Below are 17,737 nucleotides of genomic sequence, written 5' to 3' on the forward strand. Positions count from 1 at the left end.
TCAGGAGTTGTCGAGGCGTTCCCGCAACCACTCCCCCAGCTCGGTGCCGTAGTCCGGGTGCTCCAGGGCGAAGTCAACCGCAGCCTTGAGGAAACCCCCGGGATTGCCGAGGTCGTGTCGCCCACCGCGGTGGACGACGACGTGCACGGGGTGACCCTCGTTGATCAGCAGCGCGATGGCGTCGGTGAGCTGGAGCTCGCCGCCCGCGCCCGGCGTGATGCGCTTGAGCGCGTCGAAGATCGCCCGGTCGAGGAGGTAGCGGCCGGCCGCGGCGAACGTCGAGGGCGCGTCCTCGGCCTTGGGCTTCTCCACCATGCCGACGACCTGCTTGACGTCGTCGTCGTCGGTCTCGCGCACGTCGAAGACGCCGTAGGCGGAGATCTGCTCGCGGGGGATGTCGAACGCGCACAGCACGCTGCCGCCGAACCGCTCGCGGACCGCCGCCATCCTGGACAGCACGCCGGTGGGCAGCACCAGGTCGTCGGGCAGCAGGACGGCCACGGCCTCGTCCTCGCCGGTCAGGTTGCCCTCGGCGCAGCCGACCGCGTGGCCCAGGCCCAGCGCCTTGTCCTGGATCGCGGTCTCGACCTCGAGGAGGTTGGGCGCGCGGCGGACCTTGTCGAGCAGGTCGGACTTGCCGCGGGCCTCCAGCGTCTGCTCCAGTTCGGGCTGCGGGCGGAAGTACTCCGCCACCGCGTCCTTGCCGGGCGAGGTCACGATCACGAGCTTGGTCGCGCCCGCCTCGGCGGCCTCGGCGGCGACCAGCTCGATGCCGGGGGTGTCGACGACCGGCAGCAACTCCTTGGGCACCGCCTTGGTGGTCGGGAGGAAGCGCGTGCCCAACCCCGCCGCGGGCACGATTGCTGTCTGGAAGGCGCTCATGAAGTGCGAGGGTAACGGCGTGCGCGAGGTGATCCGTGACGACGTCCGGTGAACGTGACCAGAAGCTCACGCTGCGCACACGGCTGCGAGCCCTTCGGCGCAGCGGGCCCGTGCCGGACATGTCGGCCGAAGTGCTGCTCGCCGTTGGTGCTTTTGGCGTTTCCGCCGGTGAGACCGTGTGCGCGTACCTCGCTTCGCGGTTCGAGCCGGGCTCCTTGGCGATGGTGGAGGCGCTGAGGTCGCGCGGGTGCCGGGTGCTGCTGCCGGTGGTCGTCGGGCAGGCGCTGGACTGGGCGGCGTACGAGGGCGGGCTGCGGACCGGGGCGTTCGGCCTGCGCGAGCCGGTGGGGCCGCTGCTGGGCCCGGCGGCGGTGGGGACGGCGGCGCTGGTCCTGGCGCCCGCGCTGGCGGTCGACCACGCGGGGGTGAGGCTGGGCAAGGGCGGCGGGTACTACGACCGGGCGCTGAGGTTGTCCACAGGTCCGGTGGTGGGGGTTGTGCGGGACGAGGAGTTCGTGCCCTCGCTGCCCGCCGAGCCGCACGACGTGCCGGTGGACGCGGTCCTGACGCCGTCGCTGGGGTTGGTCCGGCTGCCGCTGTGACGTTGACCTGTGGTGTTTGCGCGGCCTATGCCGGGTGACGCATCATTGTTGTTGGCACTCTCGACGTCCGAGTGCCAACCAGGACTCGTTGGAGGGCCTACCGTGCCGACCTACCAGTACGCCTGCACCGAGTGCGACCACCGGTTCGAAGCGGTGCAGTCCTTCTCCGACTCCGCGCTGACCGAGTGCCCCCAGTGCTCCGGCAAGCTGCGCAAGCTGTACGGCGCGGTGGGCGTGGTGTTCAAGGGCAGCGGCTTCTACCGGACGGACAGCCGGGCCTCGTCGTCCTCGTCGTCCGCGAAGAGCGAGTCGAAGAGCGAGTCGTCCTCTTCGTCCACCTCGACCTCTTCGTCGACCTCCTCGACTTCGTCGTCCTCGGCGTCTTCGTCCGCGCCGGCCGCCGCCGCTCCCTGAGGCCGTCCGACCGCCGCCCCCGAGTTGTCCACAGCTCGGGGGTTCGCGCTTTCCGGCCCCCGGCGCCACCCCTAGCGTCGGAACCGTGATCCTCCACCTGAGAAGGCTCCTGGCCCTGCTGCTGGCGCTGGCGGCGGCACTCCTGACCGTGCTGCCGGACGGCCCGGTGGTCGACGTGCTCGTGGCGGCGCGCGACCTGCCGCCGGACGTCGCCCTCACCGCCGCCGACGTCCGGGAAGTCGCCATGCCACCGCCGCTGGCGCCGTCCGGGGCGGTGTCGCGGGACGAGGCCGTGGGTCGCGGCCTGACGGCCGCCGCACGGGCGGGAGAACCCCTGACCGACGCACGCCTGACCCCGGCCGACCCCGACGCGTCGTCGGTGGCGGTGCGGTTGGCCGACGGCGGGGTGGCCGGGTTGTTGCGACCGGGCAGCCGGGTGGACGTGGTTGCGACCGGGGCACACGTGCTGGCGGCGAACGCCTCGGTGGTCGCGGTGCACGGCGGGAAGGGGGAGGAGGTGGTCGTGGTCTCGGCAACGCGCCCGGCAGCCCGACGGGTGGCGGCGGAATCGCTGGCCGGGCCGGTCGCCCTGGTCCTGCGCTGACCCGGCGCTGATCTCGCGTCGCCCCTGCGCCGGACTCGCACCGACCCGCGCCAACCCGGGCCGCCCCTGCTCCGGACTGCCGGGCCGGATCGCGCCGGGCCGGGCTGCCCTGTGCTCTGCCTTGCCCCAGCCGGGTTGCCCTGGCCGGGCGGGAGCGGGCCGAGCCGGGGCGGGGTGCGGCTTGGGCGGGTTGGTCGTGTGGGGCTGGGTCGGGGTGTTCCGGAGGGCGTACCTGTCACCTCATTGGGGAAGTCGTGGAGTCGTTACCCTCCGCTCGCCCCATCGGACTCATGCGAACAAGGAGCCGGCTCGTGATCAAGGGCTTCAAGGACTTCCTCATGCGCGGGAACGTGATCGACCTGGCCGTGGCCGTGGTCATCGGTACCGCGTTCAACGACATCGTGAAGTCGTTCACCGAAAAGTTGATCAACCCGATCGTGGCGTCTTTTGGCGGCGCGAACGTGAACGGGCTGGCGGTGCAGCTCGGCGACAACGAGAAGACCGTGATGGACTTCGGCGCGGTCATCACCGCGTTGATCAACTTCCTGATCATCGCGGCGGTCGTCTACTTCATCTTCGTGCTGCCGATGAACACGATCCGGGAACGGCGCAAGCGCGGCGAAGAAGCCGGTCCGCACGAGCCGACCGATGTCGAGCTGCTCAAGGAGATCCGGGACCTGATGGTCGCGCAGCAGGGCGGGTCCGGGCCGGCCGTGCCGAGGAAAGGACCGTTCAACGAAAGCTGACCGGCGCGGCACACCGGGCTCGCGGACCCGGACGGCGTGAATCCCGGTGCCGCGGGTCCCGCGCCGTGAGCCCCGGCGCCGCAGGCCCAGCCGCCGGCCTCCGTGCCCCAAGCCCCGGCGCCGCAGGCCGGTTCGCGCCGCGAACCCCAGGTCCGGCAGTGGGCGCGAAAAGGGGTTGTCCGACCGATACCGGCGGTGGTCGGGCGCGCTTAGCATCGGGCGGTCGTACACCGAACCCATCGGAGGTCCCGTGCTCACCGCCGCCCGTTCCGCGGCCGCCGCGCTGGCTGTCGCGGCCGGTCTGACCGTCGTCACCGCGCCGGCCGCCACCGCGGCGCCCCGCGTCCTCTACTTCTCCGACCTGGACCGGTGTCGCGTGGCTCAGCTGAACTACGCCCGTTCGGGGTGGTTCATCCGCCAGGGCTGCACCGCGGACGTCCACGTCAACGGCAAGCCGGCCCGGTGGCGACTGATGGTCGAGTAACGGGTCAACCGTGGTGGGGCGGGCGGTTCTCCTCGTACCACTCGTCCCCCCGCGCCGCGGGGCGCGGCTCGTCCGACGACGACTCCGGCAGCACGTCGCCGAAGACCTCCGCCAGGCGCCGGCGACGTGCCGCCCCCTCCGCGTCGGCAGCGGCTGCCGGCGCGGAGGGGGCGGCGGTGTCGTCCGGTCCGGTCACGCCTCGTCCAGGCCGGACAGCTGGTCGATCACGTACGGCACGAGCGCCGACAACGTCGCCATGCCGTCGCGCACCGCCGCCCGCGAACCCGCCAGGTTCACCACGAGGGTGCTGCCCGACACACCGACCAGGCCGCGGGAGATGCCGGCGTCCACCGCACCCGCCGCCAGGCCCGAGGCGCGCAACGCCTCGGCGATGCCGTTGATCGGCCGGTCGAGCACGCCCTGCGTGGCGTCCGGTGTCATGTCACGCGGCGACACGCCCGTGCCGCCGACGGTGACCACGAGGTCGACGCCACCGATGACCGCGGTGTTCAGCGCGGCGCGGATGCCCGCGACCTCGCCCTCCACCGCAACGGTGCCGTCGACGATGAACCCTGCTTCTTCCAGCAGCTCCGTGACCAGCGGCCCCGTGCTGTCATCGTGCTCACCGTGCGCCACCCGGTCGTCCACGATCACGACCAGGGCGCGTCCGAGGCGCTGCGCGCTGCGTTCCATGCGGATCACCGTATCCGGTGCCCGGATCGGACGGTTCCGTGACGTCGTCCTCGACACCGGCGACCACGCGCTGAGCGCCGCATAACGCGCATTGCGCACCGCGCACCGCACACCGCACCGCGGACCAAGCGCCGCGCACCGCCCTCCAAGCACCGCACACCGCGCACCGCGGATGAGACGGCGATCCTTCCGGCGCGGACGTGGGCGCGCCGGAACGGGGGCGGGGGGCGCGGGCAGGGACGCGAGCAGGCGCGAGAGCAGAGGCGCGGGGCGCGAGAGGCGCGGGCAGAGGCGCGGGGTCTTGCCGCCGGCGGCATGCCCGCCCAGCGGCGGGGCGCGGGCGCGGGGAGCACGTGGGCGGAGAGCGGGCGCGGGGGGGCGCGTAGGCTTGGGCATCGGCTTGGGCTTGGGCTTGGGCGTAGGCGTGCGCGTTCAGCGGTTCGCCGCCACCCCCGCTGCCCCGAGCGACCACCCCGGGGTCACGCGGTGCGCTGCCGGTCGGCCGCGCTGAGCGGCAGGCGCACCTCGAAGCGGCAACCCGGGCCGTGGTTGTGGGCGGTGATCGTCCCCCGGTGCGCCTCCACCAGGCCGCGTGCGATCGCCAGCCCGAGCCCGCCACCCACCGGTTGCCGGTGCGGCGCGCCCCGGAACGCCACCTCGAACACCCTGGGCAGATCGGCTTCCGGGATGCCTCCGCACGAGTCGTCGACGCGCAGCAGCGCCGAGGCGCCCTCCGCGTCGACCCGCACGGTCACCGTGCCGGTCGGCGGGGTGTGCCGGATCGCGTTGGACAGCAGGTTGCGCACCACCCGCGCCAGTTCCGGGTCGCTGCCCAGCACCACCGGCCAGGTCGCCGCACCCGTCTCCAGCACCACGCCCTTGCGCGACGCCACCGGGCCCTCCGCCGCCACCACCTCGCTCACCACGTCCGCCAGCGGCACCTCGGACAGCGTCAGCCGCAACGCGCCCGCGGTGATCCGGGACAGCTCGAACAGGTCGTCCACCATCCCGGACAGCGCCGACGCCTCGCCCGAGATCCGCGCCGCGTAGTCGGCGACCTCCCCCGGCTCCGCCACCACGCCGTCCGCCAGCGCCTCGGCCATCGCCCGGATGCCGGCCAGCGGCGTGCGCAGGTCGTGGCTGATCCACGCGACCAGCTCGCGCCGCGACGCCTCGGCGGCCCGCTCCCGGGCCCTCGCCTCCCGCTCCCACACGCTGCGCCGCGCCAGGGCCCGCCCCAGCAGCACCGCCGTCGGCACCGTCACCACCGCCACCAGCAGGCAGACCAGCAGCGTCGTCAGCAGCATCGGGGTGAACATGAACCCGCTGACCGCCAGCACGCCACCGATGGTCGACACCACCGGCACGACGCCCAGCACGGCCAGCGCGGTGGTCAGCGACCCGCGCGACAGCCGCCGCAGCACGGCCGCGCCCAGCAGCGCCAGCGGCAGCGAGAACAGCACCGCGTACGGGAGGATGTGCCCGATCTCGACCAGCATCACGCACCGCCGCCGTACCGGTAGCCCACGCCCCACACGGTCACGATGCGCTCCGGCCTCGCCGGGTCCTCCTCCACCTTCTCCCGCAGCCGCCGCACGTGGACGGTCACGGTGGACTGGTCGCCGAACTCCCAGCCCCACACCCGCGACAGCAGCTCGGCGCGGTCGAACGCGGTGCCGCGGTGGTTCAGGAAGAACACCAGCAGGTCGAACTCGCGGGTGGTCAGCGCCAGCTCGCGCCCGCCCAGCTCCGCCGACCGCGCGCCCACGTCGACCCTCAGCGCGCCGTCGACCAGCAACGACGGCGACCGCGCCGGCAACACCCCCGACCGCCCCAACACCCCAGACCGCCGCAGCACCCCCGACCGCCGCAGCACCGAGGTCACGCGCAGAGCCAGCTCGCGCGGGCTGAACGGCTTGGTCACGTAGTCGTCCGCGCCCAGCCGGAGCCCGGCGATCCGGTCCTCCTCCTCGCCGCGCGCGGTGAGCATCACCACCGGCACCGCGCTGCGCTCCCGCAACCGCCGGCACACCTCCAGCCCGTCCACGCCGGGCAGCATCAGGTCCAGCACCACGAGGTCCGGCTCGCGCTCCGCGAACCGGCGCAGCGCGGACTCGCCGTCACCGACCAGCTCGACCTCGTGCCCGGCCAGCTCCAGGTACCGGCGCACGACGTCGCGCACCGTCACGTCGTCGTCCACGACGAGCACCCGTCCGACTGCTTCTTCCACCACGCCTCACCGGTCCGGTCGGCAGGAGGCGGTCCACCGCCCACGTCGTCGGCCATGATCGCCGCCGCACGGGCACGAGCACCACCTGCCGCGCCGCGATCCGGCGGCCCGGCACCGACCGGCGGTCACGAAGGCGGCGGCGACAGCAGGAGGCCGCACGCCGACAGGTGAGGGGGGACCTGTCGGAATGCGGCCTCGGTACCGGCTCGGGGCACGTGAGCCGGTGTCCGGGGGTTTCTAGCGCACCTCGACGGTCTGGCCGCCGAGCGTGACCTCCACGGTGCGGCCGTCGTCGGTGGTGAGCTGCACCTTGTCGCCCGGCGCCCGGGAGCGGACGGCCGCCACGAGGGCGTCGGAGCTGTCGATGGGGCGGTCGCCGAACTTGGTGATCACGTCGCCGTCCTGGATGCCGGCCGACGCGGCGGCGCTGCCCGAGGTGACCTCGCTGACCTGCGCGCCGCCCTCGGCGGCGTCGGTCACCTGCACGCCCAGCACGGTCTGGGTGGCCTTGCCGGTCTCGGACAGCTCCGTGGCGGTGCGGCGGGCCTGGTCGATCGGGATGGCGAAGCCGATGCCGACCGAACCGGCCTGGGACTGGCTGGTGTTCGGGCTGTAGATGGCCGAGTTGATGCCGATGACCCTGCCCCGCATGTCCACCAGCGGGCCGCCCGAGTTGCCGGGGTTGATCGCGGCGTCGGTCTGGATGGCGTTGAGCACGGTCGCCTGCCCGCCGCGCTCGCTGCCGGCGCTCACCGGCCGGTTCAGCGAGCTGACGATGCCGCTGGTCACCGTGCCGTTGAGGTCGAACGGCGAACCGACGGCCACCACCTGCTGGCCGATCCTGAGGTCGCCGGAGTTGCCCAGCTCGGCGACCGGCAGGTCGGTGACGCCCTCGGCCTTGACCACGGCCAGGTCGGACGTCGGGTCGCGGCCGATCATGCGGGCGTCGAACGACCGGCCGTCCTGGAGCAGCACCCGGATCGCGCCGCCGTTCGCGGCGGACTCGACCACGTGGTTGTTGGTCAGGACCAGGCCGTCCGAGCTGAGCACGAAGCCGGAACCCGCGCCGCCCTGCACCTGCACCTGCACCACCGTGGGCAGCACCTTGGCCGCCACCTGCTCGATGGAGCCGTCGGGCGAGGAGTTGGTCTGCTGGGCGGGTGGGACCTGGTTGAGCGCGTTGACCACCGGCCCGGACTGCTCGGCGGCCTCGTAGCCGAGGTAGCCGCCGACCCCGCCGGCCACGCCGCCCACGGCGAGCACGAGCGCGGCGACTCCCGCGACCACCTTCCCCCGACCCCGTCGCGGGGCGGGCACGACCGATCCGGGCAGTGCGTAGTAGGGGCCCGGCCCGCCGGGCGAACCCGGTTGGCCGGGCCCGGACGGCTGCGCCGGGCCCGAAGGGGTGGACGACGGCGAGCCGTGGTCCGCGGCGGCGTGAGTCTGCGGAACGCCGTGCGGACCGGGTTGACCGGGGTGGAAGCCTCCCTGCCAGGCTCCCGCCCCGGTTCCCGGCACCCCGGCGCCGCCCTGCGCGGCGCCGAACGAGCCGGTCCCGGTCCGACCGACGCCGCCCTGCACGGCGCCGGTCGAACCGAACGCGGTCTGACCTGCGCCGCCCTGCGCGACCCCGGCCGAACCGAACGAGGCTTGGCCGGGGTCGCCCTGCGCGACCCCGGCCGAACCGAAGCCGGTCTGACCTGCGCCGCCCTGCACGGCGCCGGCCGGACCGAACGCAACCTGACCCGGGTCGCCCTGCGCGACCCCGGCCGAAGAGGAGGGGGTGTGGCCGGCGCCGCCCTGCACGGCGCCGGCCACACCGGAGGTGGTCCGACCGGCGGCGCCCTGCACGCCACCCGCCGAACCGAACGCGGTCTGACCCGCGCCGCCCTGCACGGCGCCGGTCGAACCTGAGCCGGGTTCGTCGGCGCCGCCCTGCACGGCGCCCTCCGACCCGGTGGCCGACCGGGCGGCCGAGGCCGACGGGTCGGAGTCCTCCGGGCGGCCCGCGCTCTCCCACGCGGACGACCCGGCAGCCGGCTGACCGGCGGCGAACGCCGGTGAGCCGAAGTCATCCGGGTGGCCGGCGCTGCCCTGCACAGCGCCCGCCGACCCGGTGCCCGACCGACCGGCCCCTGCCGCCGGTCCGTCGGTGTCCGGCTGACCAGCACCCTGCTGCTGGTAGCCGGCGTTTCCACGACCTTGCTCGGCGCCACCACGGGCCCACGGGCTCGGCTGCTGGGAGTCGCGCGGCTGCTCGCTCTCGGTCATGTCCACAACTCTGCGGTTTCCGCCTGAGAGGAGCCTTAAACGAAACTGGGCATCAGTTGTGAGTCCGGGGCCGACCCCCGGAAAGCGGCGAACTCCGCACCACCGGCCGGAAGCCCACGTCAGGGCGCACCCGCGTGATCACCGACCGCGAGGGTGAAACCCCGGCCACAGCGGGTTCACGCACCGTGACGACCACCTGCTGGGATCATGTCCGCATGCGAGAGGTGCAGTTGCCCGACCCGGTGTGGATGAGGGCGCGGTGGGCCGCGTTCGCCGCGGTCTGCGCCGCCCGCGGGTGGGGCGACAGCTGCCACGCCGCCGGCTCCACGTGGCACTACGACGACGGCGGCGGCAACTGGGCCGACCTGGTCCACGTCGGCGCGGGCCGGGCCGTGCTGCTCGGGCACGACCACGAGTACTCCGAGACCTACCACAACCGGGCCGCCGAGTACTTCGGCGAACCGGAGACCGACCTCCTGGCCGGCGCGCCCGACTGGTGGGCCCCGCCGGTGCGGGCGGCCGAGGAGGCCGGGCTGTGGGTCGGTTTCGCCTACGGCTTCGAGGACGGCGCCTGGCGGCGCGCCGACTACGACGCCGACGACGGCTTCGACTCGGTGAACCCGCCGTTCGCCGACGAGGCGCGCTGCCGCGAGCTGATCGACGAGTTCACGCGGGGCCACGCCGGTGGCGCCGCCGTCGACGCGCTGGTCGCGGCCGACGCCGACGTCACCGAGGAGCTGGTGGCCGCCGTCGTCGGCCCCGGGTTGGACGCGAGGGCCGGCGCGGCCGCCGCGCGGGCGTTCCTGAACACCGGACCACCGGACCACCGCAGCGCCTGAACACCGCAGCGCCCGAACACCCGGCAGCGCAGGCCCTAGCCGCGCAGGCGCTCCGCGACCTGCTCGGGCGTCGCGTCGTTGATCCACACGCCCATGCCGGACTCCGAGCCCGCCAGGTACTTGAGCTTGTCCGCGGTCCGCAGCACCGAGAACACCTCCAGGTGCAGCCACGCCAGGTCGCGCCCGGTCCGCACGGGCGCCTGGTGCCACGCGGCGATGTAGGGCAGCGGCCGGTCGTGCAGGGCGTCCATGCGGCGCAGCACGGTCAGGTACAGCGCGGCGAAGTCGTCCCGCTCGTCGTCGGTCAGCGCGGGCAGGTCGGGCACCTGCCGGTGCGGCACGAGGTGCACCTCGACCGGCCAGCGCGCCGCGGCGGGCACGAACGCCGTCCAGTGCGCGCCCTCCGCCACCACCCGCGAGCCGGCCGCGCGCTCGGCCGCCAGCACGTCGCCCACCAGCGGCCGGCCGTGCGCCTCCCGGTACCGCGCCGCCACCGACAGCATCCGCTCGGTCTTGGGCGTCACGAACGGGTAGCCGTACACCTGCCCGTGCGGGTGGTGCAGGGTCACGCCGATCTCCTCGCCCCGGTTCTCGAACGGGAAGACCTGCTCGACGCCCGGCAGCGCGCCCAGCGCGGAGGTGCGGTCCGCCCACACGTCGACCACCGTGCGCACCCGCGACACCGGCAGCTGCCCGAACGAGGTGTTGTGGTCGGAGGTGAAGCACACGACCTCGCACCGGCCGCGCCCGGCGGCCCGCGCCACCATCGGCATCCCGTCCACGGTGGCGGGCAGGTCCGGCACGCTCTCCGCGAAGGACGGGAACCGGTTCTCGAACACGGCCACGTCGTAGGACGGCTCGGGGACCTCGGTCGGCTTGTCCGGTGTCGACGGGCACAGCGGGCACAGGTCGGCCGGCGGTTTGTAGGTGCGCGTCTGCCGGTGCGCCGCCATCGCCACCCACTCGTCGGTCAGCGGGTCGCGCCGCACCTCCGAGAGGGGCTGCGTGCGCGGCAGGTCCCGGGTGTCCACCGCGTCGCGCGGTGGCGCGTCCGGGGTGTCGTCGAAGTAGATGATCTCCCGGCCGTCCGCGAGCTTGCCCGCCGTGCGCCTCACGCCAGTTCCTCTCCCCGCCCCGGCACGTGCGCCAGGACCAGTTCACCGACCTGCTCCCCCAGCACTACCCGAGCCTGCTCGGGCAAACCCCCGTCGGTCACCAGCACGTCCGCCTCGTCGAGCGCGGCTATCGTGGAGATGCCGACGGTTCCCCACTTCGTGTGGTCCGCGACCACCACCACGCGGCCCGCCGCGTCGACCAGCGCGCGGTCGGTCTCGCTCTCGTCGAGGTTGGGCGTGGTGAAGCCGGAGCGCTCGGCCATGCCGTGCACGCCCAGGAACACCACGTCCAGGTGCAGCGACCGCAGCGCCTGCACGGCCACCGGCCCGACCAGGGCGTCCGACGGCGTGCGCACCCCGCCGGTGAGGACCACGGTCCGGTCGGTGCGCCCGCTCTGCTGGAGCACGTCGGCGACCCGGGTCGAGTTGGTCACCACGGTCAGGTCCGGGATGTCGTCCAGGAACCGGGCGAGCGTCCACGTGGTGGTGCCGGCGGACAGGCCGATCGCGGTGCCGGGGCGCACCAGGCCCGCGGCGAACGCGGCGATGGCCTCCTTCTCCGGCAGCTGCCGGACGGACTTGGCCTCGAAGCCGGGCTCGTCGGTGCTGCGGCCGACCACGGACGTGGCGCCGCCGTAGACCTTCTCCACCAGACCGCGGGTGGCCAGCACGTCCAGGTCGCGGCGCACCGTCATGTCGGAGACGCCGAGCCGCACCACCAGGTCGCTCACCCGCACCGCGCCGGTCCGGCGGACCTCCTCCAGGATCACCGCTTGCCTCTGCCGCGCCAGCACGTCACTCCTCTTCCCTGAGCACGACCACGCCGCCGGCGGGCACGACCGCCCGCCCGGTGACGCGCTCACCGGTCAGCAGCTCGACGCCCACCGCGGGCAGCTCCGCGTCGCCGCCCCCGTGGTTCACCGCGACCAGCCACGATACGGGCGCGCCCGCCCGCTCACCCCGGCGGCGGACGACCTCGACGCCCGCCACGCCGCGCGGCACGCCCGCGTGGTCCAGCACGTCCTGGACCAACCGGTCCAACCCGTCGCCGACCAGGCCGCACGCCAGGTACCAGGCGGCGCCCGCGCCGCGGTCGTTGCGGGTCACCGCGGGCACGCCGGGCAGCGGCCCGTCGACGTAGGAGGCCAGCACCTCCGCGCCCTCGGCCCGCAGGTCCTCGGTCCACACGCGCGCCGAGGAGCCGTCGTCCAGCGACACGGCCGCGCCCTCGCCCAGCGGGAAGAACTCCTCGGTCCGCACGCCCAGCAGGTCGCGGAACGCGCCGGGGTAGCCGCCGAGGTGCACGTGGCCGCGGCCGTCGGTGACGCCGGACAGGTAGGTCACCAGCAGCCGGCCGCCGCCCTCGACGTAGCGCTCGTAGGGCGCGGCGTCGTCCACCAGGTACAGCGCGGGCAGCACGGCCGCCGCGTACCGGGACAGGTCCGCGCCGGGCGGCACGAAGTCGACCGTCACCCCGGCCCGCCACAGCGCGCGGTACAGCGCCAGGGCGTTGCCCTGGTACGAGAAGTCGGCCGTGGGGTGCGCGGGCTGCTCCAGCGCCCACCGCGACTGCCAGTCGTAGACCAGGGCCACGGACGCGTCGACGGTCGAGCCGGCCAGCTCGGCCAGCCGCGCGTACTCGGCGCCGACCCGCTCGACCTCGCGGAACACCTTCGTGTCCGGGCCCGCGTGCGGGACCATCGCCGAGTGGTAGCGCTCCGCGCCCGCCCGCGACTGCCGCCACTGGAAGAACAGCGTGCCGTCCGCGCCGCGGGCGACGTGCTGGAACGAGTTGCGCCGCAGCTCGCCCGGCAGCTTGGCGAGGTTGCGCCGCTGCCAGTTCACCGCCGAGGTCGAGTGCTCCATGAGCAGCCACGGCCGCCCGCCGGCCAGCCCGCGCACCAGGTCCGCGGAGAACGCCAGCTCGACGTGCCGCTCGGGGTCCTCGGCGCGGGTGTAGTGGTCGTTGGACACGAAGTCGACCTCGGCGGCCCACCGCCAGTAGTCCAGCGCGCCGAACGTCCAGGTCACCATGAAGTTGGTGGTCACCGGCACGTCGGGGGTGACCTCGCGCAGGACGTCCCGCTCGGCCTTGAACAGCTCCAGCAGGGCGTCGGAGGAGAACCGGTCGAAGTCGAGCAGCTGGCCGGGGTTGCCGAGGGACGGCGTGGCGCGCGGCGGCAGGACCTGGTCCCACGAGGTGTAGCGCTGGCTCCAGAACGCCGTGCCCCACGCCTCGTTCAGCGCCCCCAGGTCGCCGTGCCGGGCGCGCAGCCACTCGCGGAACGCCACCGCGCACCGGTCGCAGTAGCAGCGGGACACGTGGCAGCCGTACTCGTTGCCGACGTGCCAGGCGGCCAGCGCCGGGTGGTCCCGGTACCGCTCGGCCAGGGCGCGGGCCAGCGCGACGGCCTTCTCCCGGTAGACGGCCGAGGTCGGGCAGTAGGACTGCCGGGAGCCGTGGGACAGCCGCACGCCGTCGGCGGTCTCCGGCAGGACCTCCGGGTGCGAGCCGGTCAGCCACGGCGGCGGCGCGGCGGTCGCGGTGGCCAGGTCGACCCGGACGCCGCCGGCGTGCAGCCGGTCGAGCACGCGGTCGAGCCACCCGAACTCGTAGCGGCCCTCCTCGACCTCCAGCAGGGCCCACGAGAAGATGCCGGCGCTGACCAGGTTCACCCCGGCCCGCCGCATCAGCGCGACGTCCTGCTCCCACACCGGCTCGGGCCACTGCTCGGGGTTGTAGTCGGCGCCCCACGCCAGGCCGCGCGCACCGGTGGGCCATGTCATCATGCCGCAAGGGTGCTCGATCGAGCGCGCAAACGTCAACACACTCCAACAAGAGCACTCGCCGGAACCGGCACATACCAGAAAGCACGCCACACGCTGGTGAGTCTTGTTTGCTCTGTGTTCGGTTTACCGAGGTGCTTCACCCGACGAGGCGTTGACCGCGGACGCCAGCGGCGCGGGCCGGCCGGGCAGCCGCAGCGCGAACAGCGCGCCGCCCTCCGGCGACCTGCCCGCGTACGCGGCGCCGCCGTGGCGCTCCGCGACCTGCTTGACGATCGCCAGCCCCAGCCCGGAGCCGGGCAGCGTCCGCGCCTCCTGCGAGCGGTAGAAGCGCTCGAACACGTGCGGCAGGTCGTCGTCCGCGATGCCCGGACCGGAGTCCGCCACCTCGACCACCGCGCTGCCGTCGCCGAGCTGCCGCAGCCCCAGGCGCACCACGCCCGACGCCGGGCTGAACTTCACCGCGTTGTCCAGCAGGTTCAGCACCGCGCGCTCCAGCGCCGACGAGTCGCCCAGCAGCGACCACGGCTGCACGTCCACGATGAACCGCACGTCCGACGCGCGCCGCTTCGCCCGGTCCAGCGCGCGCTCCACCACCTCGACCAGGTCCACCGGCTCGTGCACGACCTGCGGCGCGTCCTCGCGGGCCAGCTCCACCAGGTCGCCGATCAGCGTGGTCAGCTCGTCGAGCTGGGCGCGCACGTCGGCGTGGATCTCGGCCTTGTCCTCGTCCGCCAGCGTCGGCGAGCCGGGCCGCTCCGAGGCCAGCAGCAGCTCCAGGTTGGTGCGCATGGACGTCAGCGGCGTGCGCAGCTCGTGCCCCGCGTCGGCGACCAGCCTGCGCTGCCGCTCCTGCGACTCGGCCAGCGCGCCGAGCATCGCGTTGAACCGCTGCGACAGCAGCGCCAGCTCGTCGTCGCCGGACACCGGGATCGGCCGCAGGTCGCCGGTCAGCGCGACCCGCTCGGTGGCCTCGGTCAACCGCTGCACCGGCCGCAGGCCCGTGCGCGCCACCGCCGTGCCGGCCACCGCCGCGACCAGCACGCCCATGCCGCTGATCACGAACAGCACCACGGACAGCTTGCCCAGCGTGGTGTTCAGCGGCTTGGTGGACTGGGCGACCACCATCGCCTGCCCGTCGCCGTAGGGCAGGGTCAGCACCTGGAAGCCCGAGCGCACGTCGGTCCAGAAGCTCTCCAGCGCCACCCCGCGCGCCACGTCCAGGTCACCCGGCTGCGTCGGCGGCGGGCTGGTGCCCTTCGGGAAGTAGATCTGCCCGGAGGTGTCCAGCACGCCGATCCGGATGTCGCCCGCGGCCAGGAAGGCGCCGGGGATCTCCGACACGTCGTTGTTGACCTTGGGGGCGGTGACCGCCGCCTGCGCCCGCTGCCGGAGGTTGGACTCCAGCTGGTCGTGCAGGTTCCGGCTCACGGTCATGTAGGCGCCGAGCGAGACGACGGCCACGGCGCCCGCCACGCAGAACGCGGCGAGCAGCGTGACCCGGGCCCGCAGCGAGACCCGCTGCAACCGCCCGTTGGCCGCGTCGATCACGGAGGGGTCTCCCGCAGCACGTAGCCGACGCCGCGCACGGTGTGCAGCAGCCGCGGCTCGCCCTCGGCCTCGGTCTTGCGGCGCAGGTAGCCCACGTAGACCTCCAGGGCGTTGCCCGAGGTCGGGAAGTCGTAGCCCCAGACGTCCTCCAGGATCCGGCCGCGCGTGAGCACCTGCTTGGGGTGCGCCAGGAACAGCTCCAGCAGCGCGAACTCGGTCCTGGTCAGGCTGATCGGCCGCTCGCCGCGGCGGACGTCGCGCGTGCCGGGGTCCAGCTCCAGGTCGGCGAACCGCAGCACCGCGCCCGCCGACTCCTCCTTCGCGTCGTCCAGCGCGGCCCGCCGCAGCAGCGCCCGCAGCCGGGCCAGCAGCTCCTCCAGCGCGAACGGCTTGGGCAGGTAGTCGTCCGCGCCGGCGTCCAACCCGGACACCCGGTCGGACACGGCGTCGCGGGCGGTGAGCACGAGGATCGGCAGGTCGTCGCCGGTGCTGCGCAGCCGGCGGCACACCTCCAGCCCGTCCAGGCGCGGCATCATCACGTCCAGCACCATGGCGTCGGGGCGCTGGTTGACGACGGACTCCAAGGCCTGCCGGCCGTCACCGGCCAGGTCCACCTGGTAGCCGTTGAACTGGAGCGAGCGCCGGAGCGACTCCCGCACGGCCCGGTCGTCGTCGACAACGAGGATGCGCATGGGGTCAGTTTCGCCGGTGGTCCTGAGAGTCGCCTGAGAAGCCCGTGTGAGCTGCCCGTCAAGTTTTTACCCGTCAATTTCCCGGGGCACGGGCGCGTTCCAGTCGCGCCACAGGGCGATCAGCCGCAGGCCCACGATCAGGGCCGACCCGACCAGGCTCACCGGGGCCGGCGGCAGGTCCAACCGGTCGCCGAGCACGACGACGACCGCGCCCGCCAGCGCCGCCACCGCGTAGATCTCCCGCCTCAGGACCAGCGGGATCTCGCGCAGCAGCACGTCCCGCAGCGCGCCGCCGCCGATGCCCGTGGTCATGCCGACCAGGCACGCCGCGTACGGCGGCGCGCCCAGGGCCAGCGCGGTGGTGGTGCCCGCCGTGACGAACAGGCCGAGGCCGAACGCGTCGAGCAGCAGCACGGCCCGGCGCAGCCTGGCCACGGTCGGGTGAAACCGGAAGACCACCAGCCCGGTGACGCCGGCGACGGCCAGGGAGGGCCAGTTCACCAGGGCGGCCGGCGGGTGCACGCCGAGCAGGACGTCCCGGATCGTGCCGCCGCCCAGCGCCGTGGTCAGGGCCAGCACGGTGACGCCGAACACGTCCAGCCGGGCCCGCACCGCCGCGACCGCCCCCGAGGCGGCGAACGCGGCGATCCCGACCAGCTCCAGCGCGGCGAGCAGCACGGGTGGTCAGGTTAGAAGAAGTCCGCCAGGCGGGGGACGCCCGGCGCCCCGACCAGCCGATCGAGCACCCGGGCGTCACCGTCCAGCAGGCCCGCGCGCCGCAGCGCGTGGCCGCCCTGCGCGCCGCCGAACCAGGGCCCGAGCGCGCGGGCGTGCAGCCGCACCGCGCCGCTGCCGCCCGCCTCCACGCGCACCCGGCCGCCCTCCACCACGAGCCGCCGCCTGCCCGCGTGCCACGGCGCGTGCCCGTCGACGACCTCCAGGTCCACGACGGCGTCCAGCCCCTCGGCGGCGGGCCACCCGCGCGCCGCCACGGCGGCCGGCAGGTCCACCACCCGCAACAGCCAGGCGGACGTGGTCGTGGTGAACCCGATCGCCCGGTCGGTCAGCAGCCAGGTGGTCGCGGGGTCGGTGACCCGCAGGGACACCCGCTCCAGCGACCCGGCCCGGCGGCGCACCTCGCCCAGCAGCCCGAGCTGGGTCGCCGCGTCCCGCCCGACCAGGTCGCGCACCCGCAGCACCCCGTCGTCGCGCCCGGCGGCCAGGTAGCCGCGGACCTCGCCGTCGTGGCCGGGCGCCACCGACACCACGTCGTGCCCCAGCACGTCCCGCGCGTCGACGGCGGGCGCGCCGCGGTCGAGCATCCCGTCGACCGTGGACGCGAGGTCGCAGTAGCAGGCGTGCAGGGCCGCCGCGTCGCCCTCCTCCGCCGGGCGGGTGGCGAGCCGGGGACCGGCGGGCACCCGGTCGAGCGGGACCTCCAGGTGCTCGAACACCCCGGCCCGCTCCCACCCGCGCGACCGGTACGGCGCGGGCACGGCGGCGTGGAGCGCGGACAGCGCCTGGCCGCGTTCCCGCAGGTCGCGCAGCGCGGCGTCGAGCAGCGCGCCCGCCACGCCCCGGCCGCGCGCCCGCGGGTCGACGGCCACCCCGCCGATCCCGCCCATCGGCACGGTCGCGCCGCCCCAGAACTGGTGGAACTCCCTGATCGTGAGCGCGCCCGCGACCCGCCCGCCCAGCTCGGCGACCAGCCCGCGCACACCGGGGCGCACCTCCACCGGGTCGGACCGGCCGAGCGCCACCCGGCGCAGGCGGGCGACCCGCTCGGCGTCGTCGCCGGTCAGCTCGCGGATCAGCACCCGTCCCCGC

At 74.5% G+C, this 17,737-nt stretch carries 19 protein-coding genes; 6 read left to right on the forward strand and 13 right to left on the reverse strand.

Features of this window, described 5'->3' with window-relative positions; all coding sequences use genetic code 11:
- Nucleotides 1-882 carry a UTP--glucose-1-phosphate uridylyltransferase gene (locus ABD223_RS00635; RefSeq protein ID WP_344033791.1) on the reverse strand — a complete coding sequence of 294 codons (882 nt, stop codon included), beginning with the start codon at nucleotides 880-882 and terminating at the stop codon, nucleotides 1-3.
- Nucleotides 883-917: 35 nt separating this feature from the next.
- On the opposite strand from ABD223_RS00635, the gene ABD223_RS00640 reads away from it, so the two are divergent.
- The 5 genes from ABD223_RS00640 (at nucleotide 918) to ABD223_RS00660 (ending at nucleotide 3,732) form a co-directional block, all read left to right on the forward strand.
- Entirely contained in the window at nucleotides 918-1,484 is a 567-nt protein-coding gene (locus ABD223_RS00640; protein WP_344033792.1) for a 5-formyltetrahydrofolate cyclo-ligase, read from the forward strand.
- Between the two features lie 102 nt (nucleotides 1,485-1,586).
- Nucleotides 1,587-1,898: an FmdB family zinc ribbon protein gene (locus ABD223_RS00645; RefSeq protein ID WP_344033793.1), complete on the forward strand. Its 312-nt coding sequence runs from the start codon at nucleotides 1,587-1,589 to the stop codon at nucleotides 1,896-1,898.
- 85 nt (nucleotides 1,899-1,983) lie between these two features.
- The gene (locus ABD223_RS00650; RefSeq protein ID WP_344033794.1) at nucleotides 1,984-2,502 is read left to right on the forward strand and encodes an SAF domain-containing protein; all 519 of its coding nucleotides are present in this window, start codon (nucleotides 1,984-1,986) and stop codon (nucleotides 2,500-2,502) included.
- A gap of 311 nt (nucleotides 2,503-2,813) precedes the next feature.
- Entirely contained in the window at nucleotides 2,814-3,248 is a 435-nt protein-coding gene (gene mscL / locus ABD223_RS00655) for a large conductance mechanosensitive channel protein MscL (protein ID WP_344034703.1), read from the forward strand.
- A gap of 250 nt (nucleotides 3,249-3,498) precedes the next feature.
- On the forward strand, nucleotides 3,499-3,732 hold the full coding sequence (locus ABD223_RS00660) for a hypothetical protein (protein ID WP_344033795.1): 234 nt from the start codon (nucleotides 3,499-3,501) through the stop codon (nucleotides 3,730-3,732).
- 4 nt (nucleotides 3,733-3,736) lie between these two features.
- Here ABD223_RS00660 and ABD223_RS00665 read toward each other — a convergent pair whose 3' ends face one another.
- The 5 genes from ABD223_RS00665 to ABD223_RS00685 form a co-directional block, all read right to left on the reverse strand.
- Nucleotides 3,737-3,928, reverse strand: coding sequence for a hypothetical protein (locus ABD223_RS00665; RefSeq protein ID WP_344033796.1), 192 nt, complete (start codon nucleotides 3,926-3,928; stop codon nucleotides 3,737-3,739).
- Complete coding sequence (locus tag ABD223_RS00670; RefSeq protein ID WP_344033797.1) at nucleotides 3,925-4,425, reverse strand: MogA/MoaB family molybdenum cofactor biosynthesis protein; 501 nt, start codon at nucleotides 4,423-4,425, stop codon at nucleotides 3,925-3,927. The genes ABD223_RS00665 and ABD223_RS00670 overlap by 4 nt, the downstream gene beginning before the upstream one ends.
- A gap of 479 nt (nucleotides 4,426-4,904) precedes the next feature.
- Entirely contained in the window at nucleotides 4,905-5,924 is a 1,020-nt protein-coding gene (locus ABD223_RS00675; protein WP_344033798.1) for a sensor histidine kinase, read from the reverse strand.
- Nucleotides 5,924-6,655, reverse strand: a complete 732-nt coding sequence (locus tag ABD223_RS00680) for a response regulator transcription factor (RefSeq protein ID WP_344033799.1) — start codon at nucleotides 6,653-6,655, stop codon at nucleotides 5,924-5,926. Before ABD223_RS00680 ends, ABD223_RS00675 begins: the two co-directional genes overlap by 1 nt.
- 237 nt (nucleotides 6,656-6,892) lie before the next feature.
- Entirely contained in the window at nucleotides 6,893-8,926 is a 2,034-nt protein-coding gene (locus ABD223_RS00685; protein WP_344033800.1) for a trypsin-like peptidase domain-containing protein, read from the reverse strand.
- A 215-nt stretch (nucleotides 8,927-9,141) separates the two neighbouring features.
- Here ABD223_RS00685 and ABD223_RS00690 point away from each other — a divergent pair, with 215 nt between their 5' ends.
- On the forward strand, nucleotides 9,142-9,765 hold the full coding sequence (locus ABD223_RS00690) for a proteophosphoglycan 5 (protein ID WP_344033801.1): 624 nt from the start codon (nucleotides 9,142-9,144) through the stop codon (nucleotides 9,763-9,765).
- Between the two features lie 35 nt (nucleotides 9,766-9,800).
- Here ABD223_RS00690 and galT read toward each other — a convergent pair whose 3' ends face one another.
- From galT to ABD223_RS00725, 7 genes are all read right to left on the reverse strand, one after another.
- Nucleotides 9,801-10,880 carry a galactose-1-phosphate uridylyltransferase gene (galT, locus tag ABD223_RS00695; protein WP_344033802.1) on the reverse strand — a complete coding sequence of 360 codons (1,080 nt, stop codon included), beginning with the start codon at nucleotides 10,878-10,880 and terminating at the stop codon, nucleotides 9,801-9,803.
- Complete coding sequence (locus ABD223_RS00700) at nucleotides 10,877-11,674, reverse strand: DeoR/GlpR family DNA-binding transcription regulator (RefSeq protein ID WP_344033803.1); 798 nt, start codon at nucleotides 11,672-11,674, stop codon at nucleotides 10,877-10,879. Before ABD223_RS00700 ends, galT begins: the two co-directional genes overlap by 4 nt.
- A gap of 1 nt (nucleotide 11,675) precedes the next feature.
- The gene (locus ABD223_RS00705; protein ID WP_344033804.1) at nucleotides 11,676-13,670 is read right to left on the reverse strand and encodes a beta-galactosidase; all 1,995 of its coding nucleotides are present in this window, start codon (nucleotides 13,668-13,670) and stop codon (nucleotides 11,676-11,678) included.
- Nucleotides 13,671-13,793: 123 nt separating this feature from the next.
- Complete coding sequence (locus ABD223_RS00710; protein WP_344033805.1) at nucleotides 13,794-15,218, reverse strand: HAMP domain-containing sensor histidine kinase; 1,425 nt, start codon at nucleotides 15,216-15,218, stop codon at nucleotides 13,794-13,796.
- Nucleotides 15,215-15,910: a response regulator transcription factor gene (locus ABD223_RS00715; protein ID WP_344033806.1), complete on the reverse strand. Its 696-nt coding sequence runs from the start codon at nucleotides 15,908-15,910 to the stop codon at nucleotides 15,215-15,217. The genes ABD223_RS00710 and ABD223_RS00715 overlap by 4 nt, the downstream gene beginning before the upstream one ends.
- Before the next feature lie 66 nt (nucleotides 15,911-15,976).
- A complete protein-coding gene (locus ABD223_RS00720; RefSeq protein WP_344033807.1) occupies nucleotides 15,977-16,588 on the reverse strand; it encodes a trimeric intracellular cation channel family protein in 612 nt (203 codons plus the stop codon).
- 11 nt (nucleotides 16,589-16,599) lie between these two features.
- Nucleotides 16,600-17,727 (reverse strand): GNAT family N-acetyltransferase, encoded by a 1,128-nt coding sequence (locus ABD223_RS00725; RefSeq protein WP_344033808.1) that lies wholly within the window; start codon nucleotides 17,725-17,727, stop codon nucleotides 16,600-16,602.
- Nucleotides 17,728-17,737 lie beyond the last annotated feature (10 nt).

It is taken from the genome of Saccharothrix xinjiangensis, assembly GCF_039527585.1.
Lineage (GTDB): Bacteria > Actinomycetota > Actinomycetes > Mycobacteriales > Pseudonocardiaceae > Actinosynnema > Actinosynnema xinjiangensis.